The sequence below is a fragment of the Pantoea sp. 18059 genome (genome assembly GCF_902706165.1).
In the GTDB taxonomy this organism is placed as follows: Bacteria; Pseudomonadota; Gammaproteobacteria; order Enterobacterales; family Enterobacteriaceae; genus Pantoea; species Pantoea agglomerans.
Map to the genome: position 1 here is coordinate 501,450 of NZ_CACSJS010000002.1, position 22,159 is coordinate 523,608.

General features: G+C 55.8%; 18 protein-coding genes. 6 read left to right on the forward strand and 12 right to left on the reverse strand.

The window, feature by feature from the left end; genetic code table 11:
* Window positions 1–355 precede the first annotated feature (355 nt).
* On the forward strand, window positions 356–1,765 hold the full coding sequence (locus GVJ63_RS09105) for an MFS transporter (protein WP_159226731.1): 1,410 nt from the start codon (window positions 356–358) through the stop codon (window positions 1,763–1,765).
* 46 nt (window positions 1,766–1,811) lie between these two features.
* Here the strand turns inward: GVJ63_RS09105 and GVJ63_RS09110 are convergent, their stop codons facing one another.
* Genes GVJ63_RS09110 through GVJ63_RS09120 form a run of 3 tightly spaced genes read right to left on the reverse strand, consistent with a single transcriptional unit; the run spans window position 1,812 to window position 5,654 of the window.
* On the reverse strand, window positions 1,812–3,122 hold the full coding sequence (locus tag GVJ63_RS09110) for a cytochrome c (RefSeq protein WP_033780611.1): 1,311 nt from the start codon (window positions 3,120–3,122) through the stop codon (window positions 1,812–1,814).
* Between the two features lie 10 nt (window positions 3,123–3,132).
* On the reverse strand, window positions 3,133–4,917 hold the full coding sequence (locus GVJ63_RS09115; RefSeq protein ID WP_010252112.1) for a GMC family oxidoreductase: 1,785 nt from the start codon (window positions 4,915–4,917) through the stop codon (window positions 3,133–3,135).
* Window positions 4,918–4,919: 2 nt separating this feature from the next.
* A complete protein-coding gene (locus GVJ63_RS09120) occupies window positions 4,920–5,654 on the reverse strand; it encodes a gluconate 2-dehydrogenase subunit 3 family protein (RefSeq protein ID WP_159226732.1) in 735 nt (244 codons plus the stop codon).
* A gap of 276 nt (window positions 5,655–5,930) precedes the next feature.
* Between GVJ63_RS09120 and sbmA the strand changes: the two genes are divergently transcribed.
* From sbmA to GVJ63_RS09135, 3 genes are all read left to right on the forward strand, one after another.
* Window positions 5,931–7,172 carry a peptide antibiotic transporter SbmA gene (sbmA, locus tag GVJ63_RS09125; RefSeq protein WP_010672044.1) on the forward strand — a complete coding sequence of 414 codons (1,242 nt, stop codon included), beginning with the start codon at window positions 5,931–5,933 and terminating at the stop codon, window positions 7,170–7,172.
* A 234-nt stretch (window positions 7,173–7,406) separates the two neighbouring features.
* Window positions 7,407–7,760, forward strand: coding sequence for a type II toxin-antitoxin system RelE/ParE family toxin (locus GVJ63_RS09130; RefSeq protein ID WP_010672045.1), 354 nt, complete (start codon window positions 7,407–7,409; stop codon window positions 7,758–7,760).
* Entirely contained in the window at window positions 7,760–8,059 is a 300-nt protein-coding gene (locus GVJ63_RS09135; protein ID WP_159226733.1) for a helix-turn-helix domain-containing protein, read from the forward strand. Before GVJ63_RS09130 ends, GVJ63_RS09135 begins: the two co-directional genes overlap by 1 nt.
* Before the next feature lie 122 nt (window positions 8,060–8,181).
* On the opposite strand, the gene GVJ63_RS09140 is transcribed toward GVJ63_RS09135, so the two are convergent.
* The 3 genes from GVJ63_RS09140 to GVJ63_RS09150 form a co-directional block, all read right to left on the reverse strand.
* Window positions 8,182–9,234 carry a YncE family protein gene (locus tag GVJ63_RS09140; RefSeq protein WP_159226734.1) on the reverse strand — a complete coding sequence of 351 codons (1,053 nt, stop codon included), beginning with the start codon at window positions 9,232–9,234 and terminating at the stop codon, window positions 8,182–8,184.
* Window positions 9,235–9,436: 202 nt separating this feature from the next.
* Window positions 9,437–9,646 carry a DUF1471 domain-containing protein gene (locus tag GVJ63_RS09145; RefSeq protein WP_009092571.1) on the reverse strand — a complete coding sequence of 70 codons (210 nt, stop codon included), beginning with the start codon at window positions 9,644–9,646 and terminating at the stop codon, window positions 9,437–9,439.
* 212 nt (window positions 9,647–9,858) lie between these two features.
* Window positions 9,859–11,046 carry an MFS transporter gene (locus tag GVJ63_RS09150; RefSeq protein WP_010252123.1) on the reverse strand — a complete coding sequence of 396 codons (1,188 nt, stop codon included), beginning with the start codon at window positions 11,044–11,046 and terminating at the stop codon, window positions 9,859–9,861.
* Between the two features lie 104 nt (window positions 11,047–11,150).
* Here GVJ63_RS09150 and GVJ63_RS09155 point away from each other — a divergent pair, with 104 nt between their 5' ends.
* Window positions 11,151–12,116, forward strand: coding sequence for an AraC family transcriptional regulator (locus GVJ63_RS09155; protein WP_010252125.1), 966 nt, complete (start codon window positions 11,151–11,153; stop codon window positions 12,114–12,116).
* A 22-nt stretch (window positions 12,117–12,138) separates the two neighbouring features.
* On the opposite strand, the gene GVJ63_RS09160 is transcribed toward GVJ63_RS09155, so the two are convergent.
* The 6 genes from GVJ63_RS09160 to gltP all read right to left on the reverse strand — a co-directional run bounded on the left by GVJ63_RS09160 (window position 12,139) and on the right by gltP (window position 19,510).
* Complete coding sequence (locus GVJ63_RS09160) at window positions 12,139–13,683, reverse strand: PAS domain-containing methyl-accepting chemotaxis protein (protein WP_033780425.1); 1,545 nt, start codon at window positions 13,681–13,683, stop codon at window positions 12,139–12,141.
* A 228-nt stretch (window positions 13,684–13,911) separates the two neighbouring features.
* Window positions 13,912–15,366, reverse strand: coding sequence for a PTS N-acetylmuramic acid transporter subunit IIBC (gene murP / locus GVJ63_RS09165; RefSeq protein ID WP_159226735.1), 1,455 nt, complete (start codon window positions 15,364–15,366; stop codon window positions 13,912–13,914).
* A complete protein-coding gene (gene murQ, locus GVJ63_RS09170; protein ID WP_159226736.1) occupies window positions 15,366–16,277 on the reverse strand; it encodes an N-acetylmuramic acid 6-phosphate etherase in 912 nt (303 codons plus the stop codon). The genes murP and murQ overlap by 1 nt, the downstream gene beginning before the upstream one ends.
* 942 nt (window positions 16,278–17,219) lie before the next feature.
* On the reverse strand, window positions 17,220–17,594 hold the full coding sequence (locus tag GVJ63_RS09175) for a helix-turn-helix domain-containing protein (protein ID WP_159226737.1): 375 nt from the start codon (window positions 17,592–17,594) through the stop codon (window positions 17,220–17,222).
* Between the two features lie 119 nt (window positions 17,595–17,713).
* Window positions 17,714–17,989 (reverse strand): type II toxin-antitoxin system RelE/ParE family toxin, encoded by a 276-nt coding sequence (locus GVJ63_RS09180; RefSeq protein ID WP_010252139.1) that lies wholly within the window; start codon window positions 17,987–17,989, stop codon window positions 17,714–17,716.
* A gap of 219 nt (window positions 17,990–18,208) precedes the next feature.
* The gene (gene gltP / locus GVJ63_RS09185) at window positions 18,209–19,510 is read right to left on the reverse strand and encodes a glutamate/aspartate:proton symporter GltP (protein ID WP_010252141.1); all 1,302 of its coding nucleotides are present in this window, start codon (window positions 19,508–19,510) and stop codon (window positions 18,209–18,211) included.
* Window positions 19,511–20,094: 584 nt separating this feature from the next.
* Between gltP and acs the strand changes: the two genes are divergently transcribed.
* Window positions 20,095–22,050: an acetate--CoA ligase gene (gene acs / locus GVJ63_RS09190; protein WP_010252142.1), complete on the forward strand. Its 1,956-nt coding sequence runs from the start codon at window positions 20,095–20,097 to the stop codon at window positions 22,048–22,050.
* Window positions 22,051–22,159 lie beyond the last annotated feature (109 nt).

Genomic DNA, 22,159 nt, shown 5'->3' on the forward strand with positions numbered 1-22,159 from the left:
GTCAGCTTCTTCAGCTCAGCTTTTTCCGCGTCCGTGAAAAGGTGTCATAAAGCAAGGCTATGATAACGCAAGGACGCCATTTGCATCCATGCGCTCCTGCCCCCGCGTTACCGGACTGAGAGACAGTCCGGAGTTCGCTGCAATCAGATTCTGGCCTGGTCGCCGCTGCCGGAGTGCGCCTGCCACGGATGGCAAAACCTGCAACGTACGTTGCTAAATAGTCAGCAACGACCCTCTCGGCAACGGCGGATGAATTGACTATTCTGCTATTTCTTCGCTTGCTAACGGTTAACTATTTTAATAAGCCTCCGACCGGCTGCGAGTCGTCTCCACACTGCCTGAGGTTCACGCTGACATGACCACCTCCTCCACCAGCCTGCCACCGATGAACGCTTCATCGGTGGCCCGTAACAGCTTAGCCGCTCGTGTTGATGCGCTGCCCTCCTCCGCCGGATTGTGGCGCTTTATTACGCTGCTGGCGCTGGGCGGCTTTTTTGAGCTTTATGACCTGTTTGAAACCGGCTACATCAGTACCGGCCTGCTGTCGGCGGGCGTATTTCACACGGGTGCGGCAGGCGTGCTGGGCTTCTCCGATCAGGCGGCCTTCGCCTCAGCCACTTTTCTCGGTCTGTTTTTTGGTGCCAGCCTGCTGGCACCCTACGCTGACCGCTTTGGTCGCCGTCTCACCTTTATGTGTGCGCTGCTGTGGTACGGGCTGTTTTCACTGCTGATGGCGTTCCAGCAGAGCGCAGAGATGATTATTCTGTTCCGCTTTCTGGTGGGGATCGGGCTGGGCGTCGAGCTGGTGACCATCGACACCTATCTGTCGGAATGGGTGCCGACCCATCTGCGCAGCCGCGCCTTTGCCTTCTCCTTTTTCGTGCAGTTTTTATCGGTGCCGGCCGTGGCGCTGATGTCGTGGTGGCTAATTCCGCAAACGCTGTTCAGCCTTGAAGGCTGGCGCTGGGTGGTCATTGCGGGCGCGGTCTGCTCGCTGGTGATCTGGCTGGTGCGCAGGAACCTGCCGGAGTCGGCGCGCTGGCTGGCGCAGCAGGGTCGTCATCAGGAGGCGCATCAGGTGCTGTCCACGATGGAGCAACGCTGCGGCATCCCGGCAGGACCCGCTTTTTCAGCCGACGACGCCGCGGCGCAGCTGCCAAAACGGGGGCGCTTCAGCGAGATCTGGTCACCCTCTTACCGCAAGCGCACCCTGATGCTGGTGGTGATGAATTTTTTCCAGGCGATCGGCTTTTTCGGCTTTGGTAACTGGCTGCCTGCGCTGCTGTCAGGCCGCGGTGCCACGGTGACGCACAGTTTGCTTTATGCCTTCTTCATCACGCTGGCCTATCCGCTGGGATCGCTGATCTGTAGCCGCTACGCCGATAAGCTGGAAAATAAGTGGCAGATTGTCCTGTCGTCGCTGATGACGGTGGTGTTCGGCACGTTGTTCGCCTTCCAGACGCAGCCGGTATTGCTGATTCTCTGCGGCTTCCTGATCACCTGGTCCAACGCCTGGCTGACCTTCAGCTTCCACGCCTATCAGACCGAGATTTTCCCGACCCATATTCGTGCGCGGGCGGTCGGCTTCTGCTACTCCTTCAGCCGTCTCTCTACGGTATTCAGCAGTATTTTGATTGGGGTGATCCTGCAGTATGCCGGTACGCCAGGCGTGATTACCTTTATCGTGCTGAGCATGGTGATGGTGATGCTGTCGGTAGGGATTTATGGGCCGAAAACGCGCGGTATCGATCTGGAGAATATCTAAAAGAAAAGGCCGTCATCCTGATGATGACGGCCTTTTTTACTGCCGATTATTTGCCTTCCAGTACCCGGATATCTGCACTGCCCAGCCGATCTTTCTCATCTTTACGCAGCTCAGCGACCTGTTTCGCGCTGACCGGCTCCGACGCCTTGTTGCCCCAGCTGTTACGCACGAAGTTGACCACGTCCGCCACCTGCTGATCGTCAAGACGCCAGCCAAATGCTGGCATGGTAATGGTCGACGGCGCGCCATTAACGCCAGGCAACTGTCCGCCCACCAGCACGATATGAATCAGTGAGGTCGGATCGTCCGCCAGTACTACCGGATTACCGCGCAGCGCCGGATAGAAACGTTTATAGCCGCTGCCATCGGTTTTATGGCACGCCGCACAGCTGTCGACGTAGGTGGCTGCCCCCGTCGCACTGTCGTCACCTTTCCACAATGCTTTGGCGGTGGCGTCATCGACGCTGAAGGCTGCCTGATGCGGATCTTTCGCGCCCAGCGACTTCAGATAGCGCGCAATCGCCGTGATATCGGACTCGCTCAGGTGCTGCAGGCTGTGTTCCACCACGTCGGTCATGCCACCAAAAGCTGCGGTCTGATCGTTGCGGCCATAACGCAGGAACTGACGCAGGTCCTCTTCGCTCCAGCGACCCAGTCCATCACGGTTGTCGCCACGCAGATTGCTGGCGGTCCAGCCATCAATCGGTGCGCTGCTGCCCGCCAGATAGTCGCTGCCCTCATTGTTGGTCAGCGCCTTCTCCTGCATCGTGATGCTGCGCGGCGTGTGACAGGCCCCGCAGTGACCCAGTCCTTCTACCAGATAGCGACCACGTGCCAGCACCGGATCTTCCTGGGCTGCAGGCTGGAACGCTTTCACGTCGGGCGCAAAAATTCCGCGCCAGATCGCCAGCGGCCAGCGCATCGACAGCGGCCAGGGAATGTCGCTCTCCCGGTTTGGCTGCCCGACCGGCGCGACGCCATGCATGAAGTAGGCGTAAAGCGCCTTCATGTCTTCATCGCTGACCACGGCATAAGAGGGATATGGCATCGCCGGATAGAGCGTATCGCCATTTTTCGCCACGCCCTGACGCACCGCTTTCTGGAAGTCGTCGTAGCTGTATTCGCCAATGCCAGTAGCGGGATCGGGCGTAATGTTGGTGGAGTAGATGGTGCCAATCGGTGTTGCCATCGGCAGCCCACCGGCAAAGGCCGCGCCGCCTTTGCTGGTGTGGCAGGCCACACAGTCACCGGCTCGCGCCAGATACTCACCCCGTTTAACCAGATCGTCCTGGCTGCTCTCCGCCAGGGCGGCGAACGTCAGGGAGCCAAGAATCAGAGCCAGAATGCCATTTTTCATCGCCATGTCCTTATGCCTGCACCAGTGGGCCTGGGTTTTTCAGGTAGTGTTCGCGAATCGCTTTAGCTGACCAGTAGGTCAGCGCCGCCACCATGCCGGTCGGGTTGTAGCCCAGTCCCTGCGGGAAAGCCGATGCACCCGGTACAAACACATTCGGCACATCCCAGCTTTGCAGATAACGGTTAACCGCACTGGTTTTTGGATCGTCGCCCATGATCGCCCCGCCACTGATGTGGGTAGTCTGATAAACCGTGGAGTCGAAATGGGTGCCAGGCTTTTTCGCGCCGCCGATGATCATCTTCGGATTCATCGCTTCCGCGATATTGCGCATCTTGCCGACCATGAACTGCGCCATTTTGATGTCGTTCTCCTGCCAGTCAAAGGTCATGCGCAGCAGCGGCTGTCCATAGGCATCTTTGTAGTTGGGATCGAGATCAAGGTAGTTGGCGCGATAAGACTGGTGGGCGCCGTGCGCATCCATCGACAGATGATGGGTGTAGGTATCCGCCACCGCCGCTTTCCATTTGCTGCCCCAGTTGGGCGTACCCGCCGGCACCGGCAGGCCGGAGATCGGTTTGGTGCCCGCCTGGTTAACCCAGAATGGCGAACCACCAACAAAGCCCAGCGGCCCGTGGTCGAAGTTATCCGCGTTGAAATCATCAACCGCAACGCCTGCGCCACCCGCACCGATAAACGGATTAGTGGTGGTGTTCTTATCAAACAGCGCCTTCAGCGTAGAGAGGTTCTGATAGGCGAAGTTACGACCTACGGTCCCTTCGTTGGTAATCGGGTTGTAGGGTTTGCCGATGCCCGACAGCAGCATCAGGTGAACATTGTGGAACTGGAAGGCGGAGAGGATCACCAGGTCAGCGGGCTGAATCTGCTCGCGGCCCTGCCCATCCACATAGGTCACACCGGTCGCACGCGTTTTGTCATCGCTGAGATTGACCCGCAGCACATAAGAGTTATTGCGCAGCTCAAACTTAGGCTCCTGACGCAGCGCAGGCAGGATATTGACGTTAGGCGACGCCTTGGAATACATGTAGCAGGCGTAGCCGCTGCAGTAACCGCAGAAGTTGCACGGCCCCATCTGTGCGCCGTAGGTGTTGGTATACGGACCCGAGGTATTGGCGGACGGCAGATCGTAAGGGTGATAGCCGACCGACTCTGCCGCCTGAGCAAACAGCTGCGCCGAGTAAGTGCGCTTCTGCGCGGGCAGCGGAAAGTTATCTGAGCGATCGGGTGCAAACGGGTTGCCGCCTGTATCTTTGCCGACCACTTTGCCTTTGATACTCCAGGCGCTGCCTGAGGTGCCAAAAACTTTTTCCGCTTTGTCGAAGAACGGCTCCAGCTCATCGTAGCTGACGCCAAAATCCTGAATCGTCATGCCTTCCGGAATGAAGTTCTTGCCGTAGCGCTCTTCGTAATGGCTGCGCATCCGCAACTCAACCGGATCGACACGGAAATGGACGCCGGACCAGTGAAGACCCGCGCCACCGGTACCGGTGCCGGGCAGAAATGCCGCCAGCTGACGATAGGGCACTGCGGTCTGCGACGCATCATGACGAATGGTCACGGTGCTTTTGGAGAGATCCTGGAAAAGCTTTTTGCGGACGTTATAGGTCAGCTCATCAATGGACTGCGGATAGGAGCCATCAGGATAGGTATCACGATGCGGTCCGCGCTCCAGCGCCAGCACGTTCAGGCCCGCTTCGGTCAGCTCTTTCGCCATAATGGCACCCGCCCAGCCGAAGCCGACAATCACCGCATCCACTTTTTTCATTTCGTTTGCCATGCTTAGCTTCTCTCCCCGCGAATCGACACTGACGGGAACGGATAACGTTCGCCGCGCTCTACCCAGTCCATAAAGTCGGCGCGTGCGCCAGGGAAGTTAATCAGCTTCCAGCCGACCATGCCCTGATTCCCGCCGTGTATAGGATCGCTGAAGAAGCCTTCACGGGTATTCTGCAACAGGAAGCTAAAGAAGACTTTTGCCGGCAGCTGGCTGAATTCAGCACTGCCATTTTCCATCGCCTGCAGTAAGGCATCCTGCTGCTCGCCACTGAGCTGGGCGAACACCTTGCCGTGCTGCTTTTTGCTGTAATTATCGGCATCGGCCAGACCGAGGCGGTAGATCTGCTGTGGCACCAGCGGCAGCTGATAGCCCAGCTCTTTCGGCAGGTCGGGGTTAAACGGCCCCTGCATATACCAGTTCGACCCCGTGGCATACGGCGTATTCATCTGACGATCGATAAACTCAGGCACGCCCGCTTCCAGCGCACCAGGCCCGCGTTCATCGCTGGGGATAAGCCGTGCCACGGCGGCGGTAATAAAAGCAAACTCTTCGGCGGTGAACCAGTTCGGCTTGTAGTCGCGCGCCTGCTGTGGCGTGGCCGGGGTTTCAGCCGCCTGTGTGGCCAGCGGCAGGGAGAGTGCACCCATCGCTGTGGAACCTACCGCCATTGCAGGCGCCAGGGTGATTGTCTTCAGCAAAAAATCCCTGCGTGAATGACCCTTTTTTTGTTCTGACATGACATTGCCTCATTCCCGCGCTGACCGGCGGTATGAAAAAAATAGGTGGTTGCGTTGTAATGGTTTTTATCAGCAGATACAGGCCAGGAGCCTGCTTGTTACCGGTAACAAACAACCTATTGTAACACTGCCATTCACAAAGATTTAGTTCCAGGAAACAAAACCGCACAATTTCATTAACATCTATCCCCCTCCTGTCATTAGCAGAAACAACAGACTACAGACAGCGACCCGTCAAAAACGTTATAACAGGCAACACACAACAGCGGAGTGCCTATGTTTAAGTCTTTTTTTCCGCGGCCAGCGCTGTTTTTCAGCTCTGCGGCTGTCTGGAGCTTAGTAGCGATTTTTGCCTGGTTCGGTTTTGCCGCGCATCTGCCCGGCATCTGGCCCACCTTTGAAACAGCAATGAAACAGCCCCTGCCGACGACGGCAGCGCGTTTTATCGCCGTGAGTCAGCTCTGGTTCTACCTCTATTACTGGATCATGGTAGCCATTTTTGCCGGGGCCTGGCGGTTGATTGATGCGCATCCATGGCAACGCTGGTCAGTATGGGGCTCCGCGCTGATCATCTTTGTGACCTGGTTTGGCGTGCAGGTCGGAGTGGCCATTAACGCCTGGTATGGACCGTTTTATGATCTGATTCAGAAAGCGTTAACCAAAGCGGGATCGGTGCAAATTGCGGAGTTTTACCATGAGGTTTTCTCTTTTCTCGGCATCGCATTAATCGCAGTGGTGATTGGCGTACTCAACTCCTTCTTTATCAGCCACTGGGTTTTCCGCTGGCGTAGCGCCATGAATAACTACTACATGCACAACTGGCAGCGTCTGCGTCATGTCGAAGGTGCCGCACAGCGTGTGCAGGAAGACACCATGCGGTTTGCGACCACGCTGGAAAACTGGGGTGTCAGTTTTATTCAGGCGATTATGACGCTGGTGGCGTTTTTACCGGTGCTGGTCGCGCTCTCCCATCACGTGAAAGATATTCCCATCCTCGGCAATATTCCTTACGCACTGGTGATTGCCGCTGTGCTCTGGTCAGTGTTTGGTACCGGTTTGCTGGCGCTGGTAGGGATTAAGCTGCCGGGGCTGGAGTTCCGCAATCAGCGGGTTGAAGCCGCCTACCGTAAAGAGCTGGTCTACGGCGAAGACAATGCCGATCGCGCCACACCGCAGACGGTTCAGGAGTTGTTCAGTCGGGTGCGGGTCAACTACTTCCGTCTCTACTTTCACTATCTCTACTTCAACATCACCCGCATTCTCTATCTGCAGGTTGATAACGTGTTTGGTCTGTTTCTGCTGTTTCCATCCATTGTGGCGGGCACCATCACGCTGGGCTTACTCAACCAGATCACCAACGTGTTTGATCAGGTGCGCGGCTCGTTCCAGTATCTGATCGCCTCCTGGTCGACGCTGATCGAACTGATGTCGATCTATAAGCGTCTGCGCAGCTTTGAGCAGATTCTGGATGATGTTCCGCACGATGAGATGATGCGCGAAGCGTCGGAAGAGGTGTAACTACTTAAGTATGGCGGCACAGGTCGATTTCCACCCCACTCTCCTCAGCCACGGATCATCCCGCAAAGAACCTGCAGGACTCCTGTAACAGCAGAGATGTGCTGCTCCTGGCCCGCGAAAGCGGGCTTTTTTAATGCTTAAATCAGCCGTCATGCGTGTTCTCTGGCTTGAATTTATAAGCTGTAGCTTATAATCTGTACCCTGTATGACGGAATATATACAAGGAAGTATGTCATGTGGACCGTACTCCTGAGCCCGCGCTTTGAAAGCTGGCTAAGTGAGCAGGAAGAAGCCCTGCAGGAAAAAATGTTAGCGGATCTGGGAAAGTTAAAAGTATACGGCCCTGATTTGCCTCGCCCTTATGCTGATACTCTCAAGGGCTCGCAGTACAGGAATATGAAAGAACTCCGCGTACAGTTTTCAGGAAAGCCAATTCGGGCATTTTATGCATTTGACCCTGTCCGCCAGGCTATTGTGTTATGTGCCGGAGATAAGAGTCATGACAAACGTTTTTATATCCGAATGATACGCATCGCTGACGATGAATTTTCAGCCTGGCTGGCTGAACAGGAGAAGGGAAATAATTAATGAGAACCCTGGATGATGTTATCGCCGACTTCGCCCCTGAGAGTCAGGCGCGAATCAAAAAAATGTCTGATGAAATGATTCTGGAAGTCGGGCTTCAGATGATTCGCGAAGAGCTTCAGTTATCACAAAAGACGCTCGCCGAGGCCATGGGCGTGCGTCAGCCTGCCGTTGCTCAGATTGAGCAACGCGGAAATGAGATTAAGGTTGCCACGCTGAAACGCTATGTCGAAGCAATGGGCGGAAAACTCAGTCTTGATGTGGAACTTCCGACCGGAAAAAGAGTGGCCTTTCGCATCTGAACCCTCAAAACGGCGAAAGCGATTCTGTTTAAATAAAAAAGCCACTCGTCAGAGTGGCTTTCTCGTTTACAAAGACCGGATGTAAAACAGCTTCAACACAGTAGTGTCCGGGACGTCACGCCTTACAGTGCAATACGCATCACGCTGTCAGGATTTTTTGGCGGCGCCTTACGCGAGCCAGGCTGCTTCACGCTGACATAAAGCACCTTGCCGTCTGCCGAGAGTGCCAGACTGTTAGGCAGCGCCGGGGTTTTCACCGTGCGCTTCACCTTATAGCTGCTGGCGTCGATGATGCTGACTTCACCCGCTTTGCGATGGGTGACATAAAGCTCATCGCGCTCACCATTAAACAGCACCGCCAGCGATTCCGGCACATCAATCCGCTGAATCACCTGCTGATTACGCAGATCAACCACCAGCACCTGCGCCTGCTTTGAATCTGTCAGGAAGGCGCGCTGACCGCGCGTATCCAGCGCGATGTTCAGGAAGAAGTGCTCTTTATCGCCGTCAATCTTCTGCTTTTTCTCAATGGCATTGGTGCGCGCATTAATCGTCACCAGTTCACCATCACCGTTGGTGACGTAGACCTTCTGCGCGTCTGAATCTATCGCCAGGCCGGTGCCCATTTTACCGGTATTCGGGATGGTACTGACAAGTTTCAGCGTGCTGCCATCCACCACCCAGACCACGCTTTGCGGTCCCAGGCCGGTGATATAAACCCGGTTAGTTTTAGCATCAACCGCCACCTGACGCGGCTGCAATGGGCGCACTGTCTCACTGCGCTTACGGCTATCCAGCACCAGCGTGTTGAGCACTTTGCCGCTGCTGGCGTCAATGGCCGTAACCGAGCCGTTTACGGTGTTGCCGATGTAGAGCACGTTGGTTTGCGGGTTGATCGCCGCGCCGAACGATTTCAGCTCCGTGTTGATCGACTGCTGTACCGCCAGCGTAGCCGGGTCGAGACGGAAAACTGTGCCGCCGTCACCGCTGCTGTTCTGCGCTGTCGCCACGAACAGCGCGTTATCTTTCGGGCTGACTGCCAGTTCATAGACGCCTTTACCCACGGCCTGATTGAGATCTTCAGCCTGCACCGCCAACCATCCTGAGGCAGAGAACAGGGCCGTAGCCAGTAACAGCGGACGCAGGGTCCGGCACGTATTGGTAATCGCTTTCATAACTTCTCCATAGTTAATCCACTGCAGACGCAGTGAAAAGAAAGCCCGACATTGCAACCAGAAACAGCTGACCAGCAGTCAGATGCAGAATTGTTTTTGAGAATAATAATTATTTCGGGGGGAAAGGGACAGGATTATTAGCGGATAAACGCCGCCAGGACGCCCAAAGGCGTCCTGTCAGCACAAGAGGGTAAAACTTAACTTATTTCAGCAGCTCAGCGGTCATGTGAACGCCGTTGTTGGTGTAAGCTTCAGTGATTTTATATGAAGCACCAGCTTCCTGAGCCTGCGCAGCGATTTTCGCTTCAGCACCATCCAGCGTAGAGTCGATGGCGGTCACAGATTGGGCGAAGCTGGCGAATGGCAGAACAGAAAGCGCGATAACAGCTGCAAAAGTTTTGATAGATTTCATGGTCAATTCCTCGGTTAATTTTTATCAGGTAAGGCGTGCTGCCTTGTTGATAGATATATTAGTCCGGAAGTTGATCAGTAAAAAGCGGAGGGTTTTGCTTAACTCGTTCAGTAAAATTGATGATAAAAAGCACATTTCGCACAGTTATCACTCAAAAGGTTAATAATCTACGCCCATAAAAAAAGGCAGCATATATTGCTGCCCTTGAGGATTTAACCGTGATGTCGTACCCGGGTGAAGATGGTCAGCGCGGCCAGCAGCATCAGCACTCCGCTGGCAACGAACACACCGCCTGCGCCGCGCAGGTCAAACATCCAGCCACCCGCAGCTGCACCGACAGTAATCGCCAGCTGGATGGTGGCAACCAGTAAACCGCCGCCCGACTCCGCATCATCCGGCACCGCGCGCGAAATCCAGGTTGACCAGCCGGTTGGCATCGAACCAAACGCCATACCCCAGATCGCCACGCCTGCACCTACCATCCAGCTGACATCGCCAAAGCTCACCAGCAGCAGCGCGGTGACACTCATCAACAGCGCCATGCCACTCAGGGTCAGTGATACGCTGCGGGTGACCAGGAAACCGGCCAGCGAGGTGCCAAAGAAGTTCGCCACACCAAAGGCCAGCAGCACCAGCGACAGCTGATTGAGGTTGAGCTGCGCAACGCTTTCCAGAAATGGACGCAGATAGGTAAAGAAGGCGAAGTGACCGGTAAACATCATGATTACCGCCAGCATTCCCCAGCGCATCACACCAATACGCAGCAGCGCCAGCACCCCGCCGTTGCGGGCTTTGTTCTCTGCCGGCATGGCGGGCAGGGTAAAGAACTGCCACAGCAGCGCCACCGCACCCAGTCCGGCAGTCAGCATAAAGATGTTGCGCCAGCCCACCAGTCCGCCGAGATAGCTGCCCAGTGGCGTAGCGATAATCGTCGCCAGCGAGATACCGCTGAAGACGATAGAGAGCGCACGCGGCACCTGATCGGTGGGAACCAGGCGCATGGTGATGGCGGTTGAGAGTGTCCAGAAGCCGCCAATGGCCATACCCAGCAGCACCCGCGCCAGCAGGATCACCGTCAGGTCAGCCGCAAACGCCACCATCAGTGCCGACGCGATCAGCAACAAAGAAAACACCAGCATGACGATGCGGCGGTCGATGCGCCGCGTGACGCTGCCGGTGACCAGACTGGTAAACAGCGCCACCAGCGCGGTGATGGTGACGGTCTGTCCCGCCTGGCCTTCGGATACGCCGAGGCTGTGGGCCATCGGCGTCAGCAGACTCACGGGTAAAAATTCGGCGGTGATGAGGCTGAACACCCCAAATGCCATAGCAAATACCGCGCCCCACGCGGGACGGGTCGGCGAGGAAACCTCATCAGCCACTTCGGTTGTCAGACTCATGCTGCTTCTCCGGAAGATAAAAAAGTGAGTGTGAGCATAGAACGCCGTGTCAGGACGATCTATGATGCTTACACCTTCATTTTTGATAATTCGTCTGGAATCACATGAGCCACTATGGAGATCTGACCAGTGAGCTGCTGATGGGGATGCGCCTCTATGGCGTGAACTATCAGCGTATCGCAGTGAGCGCGCCGTTTGGGCTGCGTTATGAGCACGCGCCGGGCCGGGCGCAGTTCCACTTTGTCGGACGCGGCTCACTGATGGTGCGCAGCGCCTCCGGCGAGGTGTTTCAGCTCAACAGCGGCGATGCGCTGCTGGTGCCGCACGGCAAACCCCACAGTCTGATCTCCAGTGAGGAGGCGAGCTGCCAGTGTATTAAGAACATGGCGAGCAAGCCGCTCTGCGACAGCGTCTGCGCCATTGCAGCCCCGGAAGATGCCTGTGATGACGAGCACAGCGTGCTGTTATTCAGCGCCTGCATGGCGTTTGAGCTCGGCGGCATGCAGCCGCTGATCAATACCATGCCCGATGTGATGCTGGTGAGTACTCTGCTGTCGCAATACCCGGAGATTCAGCCGATTCTGGCGGCGATGGAGCGGGAGTCGCTCACCCGCCAGGCGGGATTCGCCGGTATTCTGTCGCGTCTGGCAGACGTGGTTGCCGCGCTGATTGTGCGCGGCTGGGTAGAGAACGGCTGCGGCGAGCGCAGTGGGCTGGTGCAGGCGATGCGCGATCCACGTCTGAGTCAGGCGATTGCTGCGATGCATCGGGAGCCAGGCGAAAACTGGACGGTGGCGCGGCTGGCCAGCGTGGCAGGCTGTTCGCGCTCAGTGTTTGCCGGACGGTTTCTCAATGCCACCGGCATGACGCCGCTGCGCTATCTGACGGAGTTGCGGATGCGGCTGGCGGTGCAGCGGATTGTGAACAACGGTGAAGCGGTGGAAGCCGTGGCTTATCATCTTGGCTACGGCTCTATTGCGGCATTCAGTCGCGCCTTTAAACGGATTGTCGGTCAGTCACCAGGCGCACTGCGTGCCGGACGCGACGGCACGCAGGCGCTGGCCTCTTAACCGGGCCGCTGAATCTCTTCTCTTAACGAAAGACGCTGATCGCTTCGACCAGACGGTTAGCCTGATGGGTCATGCGACCTGAAGCCTCGGCGCTTTCTGTCACGCGGGCGGCGTTCTGGTGGGTGATATCATCAAGATCTTCCACCGCTGAACTGACTTCGCTGAGCGCAGTCGCCTGTTCGGCCGTGGCGGCGCTGATCTGGGCGATCAGTGCGGTGACATTCTGCACCTGCGACACGATATCCTGCATCGTGCGGCCTGCCGCGCTGGCGTGCTCATTGCCCGAGTTGACCCGGCTGGCGCTGGTTTCAACCAGCATTTTGATTTCGCTCGCGGCTTTGGCGCTGCGCTGCGCCAGGCTGCGCACTTCTCCGGCGACCACCGCAAAGCCTTTGCCCTGCTCACCGGCCCGCGCCGCTTCCACGGCGGCGTTCAGTGCCAGGATATTGGTCTGGAAGGCAATCCCGTCGATAACGCTGGTAATATTGGCAATCCGCTTTGAACTGTCAGCAATTTCGCCCATCATGCCCATCATTTCGGTCATCACCTCACCGCCTTTGCTGGCAGCGTGGCTGGTGCCGGCTGAGAGGGTATTCGCCTCATGTGCAGTTTCAGTGTTGCTCTTCACCGTGGCGGTCATTTCGTTCATGGTGGCCGCAGTCTGCTGCACGTTGGCAGCCGCCTGTTCGGTACGGCGGCTGAGTTCGTTATTGCTGCGGGCGATGGCGTCGCTGGCGCTCAGCACGTTGATCGCCTGGCCGCTGACATCATCCACCAGCCAGCGGAACATCAATCCGAGCTGACCGATGGCGCGCAGCGTCACACCCACCTCATCAACGCGGTCCATCTGCTCCACTTTATGGCTGGCACCGGTTGCCACGCTCAGCGCCTGTTTGCACATCCGCTCAATAGGGCGTGAAATCTGCTGCTCCAGCCACAGGCTGCAGAGCAGAAGCAGCGCAACCATTCCCGCGGTAAAGCCTGCCAGTGCCGTGGGCGTCATGCCCAGCGCCCAGACGCCTGCCACCGAGAGGGGCAGTAACGTCAGCAGCGTTGTGCGGATCCGCCAGCGAAGGGGCAGCGTCTTCAGGATTGAGGCGGGACGACGCCAGCCGCTGCGAACCAGCAGGCCTTTGTGAAAACGTCGCCCTCTGGCGCGGCCTTCACGAAAATCCTGATAGAGCACCTCAGTCTGACGCACTTCCTCTGCCGTGGGTTTGGTGCGCACCGACATGTAGCCCTGCACTTTACCGTCGCGGACTACCGGAATGGCGTTGGCCCGCACCCAGTAGTGATCGCCATTTTTACGGCGATTCTTGACCAGTGCCGTCCAGGGCTCACCCTGTTTCAGCGTCGCCCACATGTCGGCAAACGCTTCTGATGGCATATCGGGATGACGCACCATGTTATGCGGCTGGCCGTTGATCTCGTCGGCGGTGAAGCCGCTCGCCTCAATAAACGCGTCGTTAGCGTAGGTGATGTGGCTGTTAAGATCGGTGGTCGACATCAGTGTCGCATTATCGTCGAACAGATATTCACGCTGAGAGACAGGCTGGTTGTTACGCATCAAAAGTCCTTGGAGACCCGACGTCCTGCACGCGACGGTCTGAGTGTCGGCATGAAAACTGTGGGCTGAGAGATAACGATTACCTTTTTTTATGTTTTCGGCATGCTTCTGCCTACTCTTTAGCGTTTAAGTTAAATTAGTGGCAATAATAAAGCCGCTTTGTAGCGGCTTTCACATTTTTGGTTGATTATCCATCCGTTAGCCGGACTGGAGAATTCCGGCAGCGGGTCAGCTGAGGTCGACATTACGGGTGCCAAACCACCAGGTGAGCAGGAATCCGCCGATCCAGGCCACCATCAGCCCGGCCAGATAGACCGCCATGCCAGCGAAGATCCCCTGGCTGGAGGTCATCAGTGGCAGCGTGACCAGGCCGGAGGGTCCGAATACCGTGTTCATCCCGACCGGTAAACCCAGCCACGCCACCAGCCCGATAAAGAACCCGCCCAGCGCACCGCCGCCACAGGCGGTGATAAAGGGCTTGAGGCGCGGCAAAGTGACGCCGTAGATCAGCGGTTCACCGACGCCAAGCAGCCCCGGCACGATAGCGCCTTTGATCTGCGCCCGCAGCAGCGCCCCTTTTTCTGCTTTGCACCACAATGCCAGTGATGCGCCGACCTGGCCTGCTCCCGCCATCGCCAGAATCGGGAAGAGCGAGTTAAAACCCTGGGTTTCCATCAGCGCAAAGTAGACCGGAATAAAGCCCTGATGGATGCCGAACATCACCGCGATCAGGAACAGCCCGGCCAGCAGCGCACAGCCAAAGGGATTGTTATTGAGATGGATAAACAGCCACGACATCCCTTTAAACAGTTCGCCGCCCAGCGGCATGATCAACAGATAGGTGATGGCGCCGGTAATCAACAGCGTAAACAGCGAGGTGAGGATCATATCGAGATTGTCGGGAATGATTTTGCGCAGCTGTTTTTCAATCCACGCCCCGATAATCGCCGCCATCAGCACGCCAATAATGTTGCCGCGCGGGTCGATCGCCAGGCCAAAGAAGTTTTCCATGCCGCTGTAGTAGCCGGTGGTGGCCGTGGGCACATAGCCGAGCACAAACAGCGAGGCGATGATTGCGCCATTGACGCCGCTGCCGCCAAACGCTTTTTGCGCGTTGTAGCCAATCAGGATGCTGAGAAAGGTGAACAGCCCTTTACCGAAGACTTTCATGTACGCCACGGTATGCAGCAGCCAGGGCGCGTGGTCACCGGGTGCGTTGAGGTGGAGACTCTGTTCAATCAGCGTGGCAAATCCCAGCAGCAGTCCCGCGCCGATAAAGCCCGGAATCAGCGGAGTGAAGATGGTGGCGAAGCGCGACAGGAACTGATGCACGCCGCTGGTCTGTTTCGCCTTTAGCTGCTGCTTCTGCTGCGCCGCAAGCAGGCTTAGTTCCGCTGTTTGGCCCTGCGGTGCCAGCGCGGTATCACCCTGAGCCAGCAGGTTCTGCATCCCTTCGGCGGCGGTTTGCGCCTTGCCAGGTCCCAGCACAATCTGCAACTGTGCCTCGCTGTCGATAACGCCTAAGATACCCGGCAGGCTTTTTAACCGTGCCAGATCACTCTCTCCCGGCTGATTGAGCGTCAGGCGGAGCCGCGTCATGCAGTGACCACAGGCCGCGATATTTTGCGCGCCACCGACCGCCTGCAGGATGTCGCGCAACAGTGCCTCGGTGATTCTGGCCATTAGCGTGCTCCCGCTACCTGTAAAGCCTGACGGATAAAGCCTTGATGCTGACTGAGCAGCGCTTTCGCCTCATCGGCAGCCAGGTCAGCCAGCACCATCAGAATGGCGGTTTTGCAGTGTCCGCCACAGGCGGTGAGCGCGGCGCTGGCCGTCGCCTCATCACAGTCAGTGGCCTGCATGACGATGTTAACCTGACGCTGTACCAGTTTCTGATTGGTGGCTTCCACATCGACCATCAGGTTGCCGTACACTTTTCCGCTGCGGATCATCGACCCGGTGGTGAGCATATTGAGCACCAGTTTTTGCGCCGTGCCCGCTTTCATACGGGAAGACCCGGTGACCACTTCGGGGCCGACCACCGGCGTGAGCGCAATCGCGGCAACCTGCGACATGGCGCTGCCTGGATTACAGGTGAGCGATACAGTGGTCGCGCCAAGTTCGTTTGCGTAAGCCAGCGCACCCAGTACGTAGGGTGTGCGACCGCTGGCGGCGATGCCAACCAGCACATCGTGGCGGCTGAAGTGGATATCTTTCAGATCCTGCGCGCCCTGCTCCCGGTTGTCTTCCGCGTTTTCTACCGCCTGGAGTATGGCGGTATGGCCTCCTGCAATCAGGCCGATAACCTGCTCGCGGGGTGTGCCAAAGGTAGGTGGGCATTCGCTGGCATCCAGTATGCCCAACCGACCGGAGGTGCCTGCGCCGCAATAGATCAGTCGTCCACCGGCCTGGAAGGCGGCGCAGATGGCGTCAACGGCGGCGGCAATCTGCGGCACGATGGCCTCTACCGCCAGCGCCACCTTTTTATCTTCATCATTGATGACGCGCAGCATCGCTTCGGTGGAGAGTTCGTCAATATTCTGGCTGGCCGGGTTGCGGCCTTCGGTGATCATCTGGCTGAGGTCGAGTTTCATGGCGGGCTCCGCAAAGGAATAAATTATTCAAATTACTAACTATCATAACGAATGATTAATTCATTGGGTGAGATCTTTTTTCGATGGATGTGGGGTGAGTCATGTTGCGGGGGATCAGGTTGGGTGAGTGATATTGGGCATTGGGAGCTTAATCGCTCCGCATTCCGGCTTGGGTGCGGTGCATGTGAGTGGAATCGCTGGGAGACTGGTGCCGGTCAGAAAAGATTCGCCTGCTCGGCGAGGAAGCGCAATCGAGTATTGAGACATGCTTAATCGATGCGCATTCCGGCTTGGGTGCGGTGCATGTGAGTACAATCGCTGGGAGACCGGTGCCGGTCAGAAAAGGTTCACCTGATCGTAAAGACGCATTCGTCATCCATGACGCTCGGCCCACGCGATTACGCACCTCATCCATGAGGTGCGCCCGTTGCCGGGCCAACGCTCTGCGTTGTTCAAAAACGCTCCCGGCGTTTTTGTCCCTGGCGTGGGACGCTTTACTCTTCAGGTGAACCTTTTCTTCCCTCAGGCTTTTTTATGGCTGCTTGAAAAGAGGCTTGAGTCGGACATAAACGTTGAAAAAGGCCTGCTGGAGTAAGATGTCCTTTCCTGGTTTTTGTCCTTCTGACAATCTGTACCCGAGGTGGATGAGAAGGCGGATACCAGCATTGACGGAGTTAAGCGTCCGCCGCATTGTTCAAAAACGTCGGGAGCGTTTTTGAACAATGCAAAGCGTTGGCCCGCTTGCGGGCGAGCCTCATGGATGAGGTGAGTGAACCGGCGGCCGAGGCCCCAGGGATGGGCTTTCGACGACTTTACGCAGTCACTGCTGGTATCCGACTGAACGGAGCACTGTTTTCCCTGCAAAGACCTCGCCTCCCATCCTATGTCACTCATCCAAAAGACAATTAAAACCCACCAAACGCAGGTTAAAAGCGCATCCATTTAATCAATATAAAGTTGTGACGTTCTGCAGCCATATAAAGCAGCCAGCTTCTCAAGCGTTTGTTTTCGAGGTTTCTTTCTCGACTCTAACTTCGACACGCCAGCCTGCGTGATGCCCAGTTTATTCGCCACCTCTTCCTGTGACATGTGACGATGCAAACGCCAGGCAACATGCAAAGGAACGGATTGCCGTCGGCTGATTTTCATTACATCGTGAGGAATCGTTTCATCATCGTCTGGACCCACTTCATAAGGGACAGACTCAAACACATCATCTAAATGACGTTCAGCCATGAGCTTATTAAACAGCTCTATAGGGATGACAGCACCAGTGCGGTTCCCGCGCTCGTCCGTCAGAAACTGTATAGCATTCATGGGTAATCACTCCTTACTGGTACGGCAGGCAACACTGTCTGATCGTCTGCCTGTGCTGCGGAACGCTAAACCCGGCTGCACAGAACTTATTGATGACGCACATTGCTCCTGCCACACTGCTAGCGCTTTTTGTACGTGGTCGATGTTCTTCTTACGACTTCAAGTATATCTATCACTACTGGCTGACCTTTCTCTATCTTCCAGAGTACGCGGTAGTGACCTACTACCAGCTTCATTCGCTTCTGTTTATCATCAGTCAGCTTTTCGACTTTCAGATGGGGAATATCCGGCCATTTAGCCAGCGCCTCTACAGCATCTTCAATAGCGTTACCCTCTTTCTGAGGCAGCCCATAAAGCTGTTTCAATGCCTTTTTCGTCCAGTTAATTTCTGGCATCCGTCAACACTCCATGTTGTCAAAGAAGACAGTCAACTTACCGCAACGAAATATAACTATAATCAATCATAACAACAATACTATCGTCTCATAATTATGGTTTTTAGTTATAAAAATATAACCTTTTAATTTTCAGTCAACCTGTATATCTGCCATGAAAAATCTCATAAAAAAAAAGGCCCAACTTTCGTTGAGCCCATTTTTACGTTAATGCCGTGTTCAGCTTGCGGTCTGTGTCCGCAGCTCCAGCTCATACTCTTTCGCCTTTTCGACGTCGAACTGGTTTTCCCAGCGGGCAATCACCAGCACCGCCAGCGCATTACCAACCACGTTCAGCGCGGTACGCGCCATATCCATGATGCGGTCAACACCGGCGATAAACGCCAGACCTTCCAGAGGAATGCCGACGCTGCCCAGCGTGGCCAGCAGCACCACGAAGGAGACGCCTGGCACGCCAGCGATACCTTTCGAGGTCACCATCAGCGTTATTACCAGCACAATCTCGTCGGTCAGCGACAGGTCAATGCCATACAGCTGCGCAATAAAGATCGCCGCGATACTCTGATAAAGCGTTGAACCATCCAGATTAAACGAGTAACCGGTCGGCACCACGAAGCTGGTGATCGCTTTCGGCGCCCCGTAGGCTTCCATCTTCTCCATAATGCGCGGCAGCACCGTTTCCGAGCTGGAAGTAGAGTAAGAGAGAATCAGCTCATCCTTCAGGATACGCATCAGCGTGGTAATCCGCAGCTTACAGAAGCGCGCCACTCCGCCCAGCACCACAAAGGCGAAGAACAGAATTGCCGCGTAAACCAGCAACACCAGCTTAGCCAGCGGCCAGAGCGAGGCAAAGCCGAAGTTAGCAATCGTCACCGCAATCAACGCAAACACACCCACCGGGGCATAGCGCATGATCATGTGCGTCACTTTAAACATCGCTTCAGAAATGCCACGGAACAGGTTCACCAGCGGATCGCGCTGTTCTGACGGCAGTGACGACAGGCCTAAGCCAAACAGCACCGAGAAAAAGATAATCGGCAGCATGTCGCCCTTCGCCATTGAGGCGAAAATATTCTGCGGGATCAGCGACAGAATGGTGGTCACCAGGCTGTGCGGACCGCCCTGTACCTCTGCCGTTGTCGCTTCATATTTAGAGATGTCCACCGTTGCCAGCGTTGACATATCAATGCCGGTGCCGGGTTGAAATACGTTGGCCAGCGTAATACCGACCACAATGGCAATGGTGGTGATCACTTCAAAGTAGAGAATCGTTTTGACGCCGATGCGTCCCAGCTTCTTTGCATCACCCACGCCAGCGATGCCGACAATCAGGGATGAAATCACAATCGGTACCACAATCATCTTGATAAGATGAATAAAGATATCGCCTGCCGGGCTGAGAATGTTGGTGACTAACCATTCACGATTGTCTGGCTGATTATGCAACACAGCACCCACAACGATGCCAAGCACCAGGGCTGTCAGAATCTGCCAGGCCAGGCTGATTTTAAAACCTTTCATAACGTGTAATTTCCTCAGTCAAAACCCGTTTCTCTCTACTGCGAAGGTGCAGAAGACAATACACACAGGGAGTGAGCAAAAAGCCCGGTAAATTAGAGGGTGTCTTGAAACAGCGCCTCGTATGAAAATCTGATGATTCCCATACCCATTTTCAGACGCGGTCTGAGTTGATACCTGCAGAACAGGGGCGAGATAAGTACCATTTTCACTGTGGTAAATGCAACCCCTGGCGGATCCGATTAAAAGTTCACCATCTAAGCAGCATAAAGTGCTGCTGGAGCTGAAAAACCCTAACCTGCTGTTATGAAAAGTATTACTTCGATGAATTTACGCATAGCTATGCAGAAACGCTTAAAAACTGATCCGGCGCGTTTGCTCGCTTTTTATTCAGGATGAAAACGTAAAAGCGATGCCTGACTTCTCCAGCGCCGCCAGAGCGTTAACCTGATAGATCAGAATGGCTTAACGCTTCTTGGGGGGATATGTATCACGTGATCTGTGGCGCAAAAAAGAAACAAAGCTTTGGCGCGGGCTTTAATTAACCATTGATTGACATATCATTAACATCTTCAAGGAGATCCGCCATGAGCCAAATACACAAACATCCCGTTCCAGAGAATATTGCAGCAAACACCCTGATTACTGCAGAACAGTATCAGGCGATGTATCAGCAATCTGTCGACGATCCAGACAGTTTCTGGGGCGAACAGGGCAAAATCCTTGACTGGATCAAGCCTTACAGCAAAGTGAAAAACTGCTCGTTTGCACCAGGTAACATTAACATTCGCTGGTACGAAGATGGCACGCTCAACCTGGCGGCAAACTGCCTTGACCGTCATTTAGCCACGCGCGGCGATCACCCGGCGATTATCTGGGAGGGCGACGACGCCAGCGAAAGCAAAACCCTGACTTTCCGCCAGCTGCATGCAGAAGTCTGTCGCTTCGCCAACGTGCTGGAACTGCTGGAAGTGAAAAAAGGCGACGTGGTGGCGATCTATATGCCGATGGTGCCGGAAGCCGCAGTAGCGATGCTGGCTTGTGCGCGTATCGGTGCCGTTCACTCGGTGATTTTTGGCGGTTTCTCACCAGAGGCGGTCGCGGGCCGCATCGTCGATTCCAGCGCCTCGCTGGTAATCACGGCCGATGAAGGGATCCGCGCCGGTCGCAGCATTCCGCTGAAGAAAAATGTCGATGACGCGTTAAAAAATCCTAATGTCACCAGCGTGAAAAACGTGGTGGTGTTCCAGCGCACTGGTAAAGATGTGGGCTGGGTTGAGGGCCGCGATCAGTGGTGGCACGACCTGATGCTGAACGCGAGCACCAACCACGCTGCCGCAGAAGTCGGCGCGGAAGATCCGCTGTTTATCCTTTATACCTCCGGTTCAACCGGCAAACCCAAAGGCGTGTTGCACTCCACCGGCGGGTATCTGGTCTATGCCGCGACCACCTTTAAGTTCGTCTTTGATTACCATCAGGATGATATCTACTGGTGCACCGCTGATGTTGGCTGGGTGACGGGCCACAGCTATCTGGTTTATGGCCCGCTGGCCTGTGGCGCCACCACACTGATGTTTGAAGGGGTGCCAAACTGGCCAACGCCGAGCCGTATGGCGGAAGTGGTCGATAAACATAAAGTCACGCTGCTCTACACCGCGCCCACTGCCATCCGTGCGCTGATGGCGGAAGGTGATAAGGCGATTGCCGGCACCGACCGCAGCAGCCTGCGCATTATGGGATCGGTCGGTGAGCCAATTAACCCGGAAGCCTGGGAGTGGTACTACAAGAAAATCGGCAACAGCCGCTGCCCGATTGTTGATACCTGGTGGCAGACCGAAACCGGCGGCTTCATGATCACGCCGCTGCCGGGTGCGACCGAGCTGAAAGCGGGTTCCGCCACCCGACCGTTCTTTGGCGTGCAGCCCGCGCTGGTGGATAACGAAGGTCAGCCACAGGAAGGCGCCTGTGAAGGCAATCTGGTGATCACCGAGTCGTGGCCGGGTCAGGCACGTACCCTCTATGGCGATCACGACCGTTTCGAGCAGACCTACTTCTCTACCTTTAAAAATGTCTACTTCAGTGGTGATGGTGCCCGTCGTGATGAAGATGGCTACTACTGGATCACCGGACGCGTCGATGACGTACTCAATGTTTCCGGTCATCGACTCGGCACCGCCGAAATTGAATCGGCGCTGGTCTCGCACCCTAAAATTGCCGAAGCGGCGGTAGTGGGGATTCCGCACAGCATCAAAGGCCAGGCGATTTATGCCTATATCACGCTGAATCATGGCGAAGAGCCGTCGCCGGAGTTGTACACCGAAGTGCGCCAGTGGGTCCGTAAAGAGATTGGCCCGATAGCCACACCGGATGTACTGCACTGGACCGACTCACTGCCGAAAACCCGCTCCGGCAAAATCATGCGGCGTATTCTGCGCAAAATTGCCACCGGGGATACCAGTAATCTTGGTGATACTTCTACGCTCGCCGATCCTGGCGTAGTAGAAAAACTGCTTGAGGAGAAACAGTCGATCAAAATGCCTTAAGCGCACGCTGTCCGGCGGGAAGATCGCTTCCCGCCACACCCGCCCTACGCAGTCTGTTTCGGTAGTCACAAATATTATAACCAGCTGAATCCGCGCCCTGTCGCGAGGT

Excerpts from the sequence above, each read along its gene's own strand:
- GVJ63_RS09105 (WP_159226731.1), top strand. The coding sequence starts at position 356 with ATGACCACCTCCTCCACCAGCCTGCCACCGATGAACGCTTCATCGGTG.
- GVJ63_RS09110 (WP_033780611.1), bottom strand. The coding sequence starts at position 3,122 with ATGAAAAATGGCATTCTGGCTCTGATTCTTGGCTCCCTGACGTTCGCC.
- GVJ63_RS09115 (WP_010252112.1), bottom strand. The coding sequence starts at position 4,917 with ATGGCAAACGAAATGAAAAAAGTGGATGCGGTGATTGTCGGCTTCGGC.
- GVJ63_RS09120 (WP_159226732.1), bottom strand. The coding sequence starts at position 5,654 with ATGTCAGAACAAAAAAAGGGTCATTCACGCAGGGATTTTTTGCTGAAG.
- sbmA (WP_010672044.1), top strand. The coding sequence starts at position 5,931 with ATGTTTAAGTCTTTTTTTCCGCGGCCAGCGCTGTTTTTCAGCTCTGCG.
- GVJ63_RS09130 (WP_010672045.1), top strand. The coding sequence starts at position 7,407 with ATGTGGACCGTACTCCTGAGCCCGCGCTTTGAAAGCTGGCTAAGTGAG.
- GVJ63_RS09135 (WP_159226733.1), top strand. The coding sequence starts at position 7,760 with ATGAGAACCCTGGATGATGTTATCGCCGACTTCGCCCCTGAGAGTCAG.
- GVJ63_RS09140 (WP_159226734.1), bottom strand. The coding sequence starts at position 9,234 with ATGAAAGCGATTACCAATACGTGCCGGACCCTGCGTCCGCTGTTACTG.
- GVJ63_RS09145 (WP_009092571.1), bottom strand. The coding sequence starts at position 9,646 with ATGAAATCTATCAAAACTTTTGCAGCTGTTATCGCGCTTTCTGTTCTG.
- GVJ63_RS09150 (WP_010252123.1), bottom strand. The coding sequence starts at position 11,046 with ATGAGTCTGACAACCGAAGTGGCTGATGAGGTTTCCTCGCCGACCCGT.
- GVJ63_RS09155 (WP_010252125.1), top strand. The coding sequence starts at position 11,151 with ATGAGCCACTATGGAGATCTGACCAGTGAGCTGCTGATGGGGATGCGC.
- GVJ63_RS09160 (WP_033780425.1), bottom strand. The coding sequence starts at position 13,683 with ATGCGTAACAACCAGCCTGTCTCTCAGCGTGAATATCTGTTCGACGAT.
- murP (WP_159226735.1), bottom strand. The coding sequence starts at position 15,366 with ATGGCCAGAATCACCGAGGCACTGTTGCGCGACATCCTGCAGGCGGTC.
- murQ (WP_159226736.1), bottom strand. The coding sequence starts at position 16,277 with ATGAAACTCGACCTCAGCCAGATGATCACCGAAGGCCGCAACCCGGCC.
- GVJ63_RS09175 (WP_159226737.1), bottom strand. The coding sequence starts at position 17,594 with ATGAATGCTATACAGTTTCTGACGGACGAGCGCGGGAACCGCACTGGT.
- GVJ63_RS09180 (WP_010252139.1), bottom strand. The coding sequence starts at position 17,989 with ATGCCAGAAATTAACTGGACGAAAAAGGCATTGAAACAGCTTTATGGG.
- gltP (WP_010252141.1), bottom strand. The coding sequence starts at position 19,510 with ATGAAAGGTTTTAAAATCAGCCTGGCCTGGCAGATTCTGACAGCCCTG.
- acs (WP_010252142.1), top strand. The coding sequence starts at position 20,095 with ATGAGCCAAATACACAAACATCCCGTTCCAGAGAATATTGCAGCAAAC.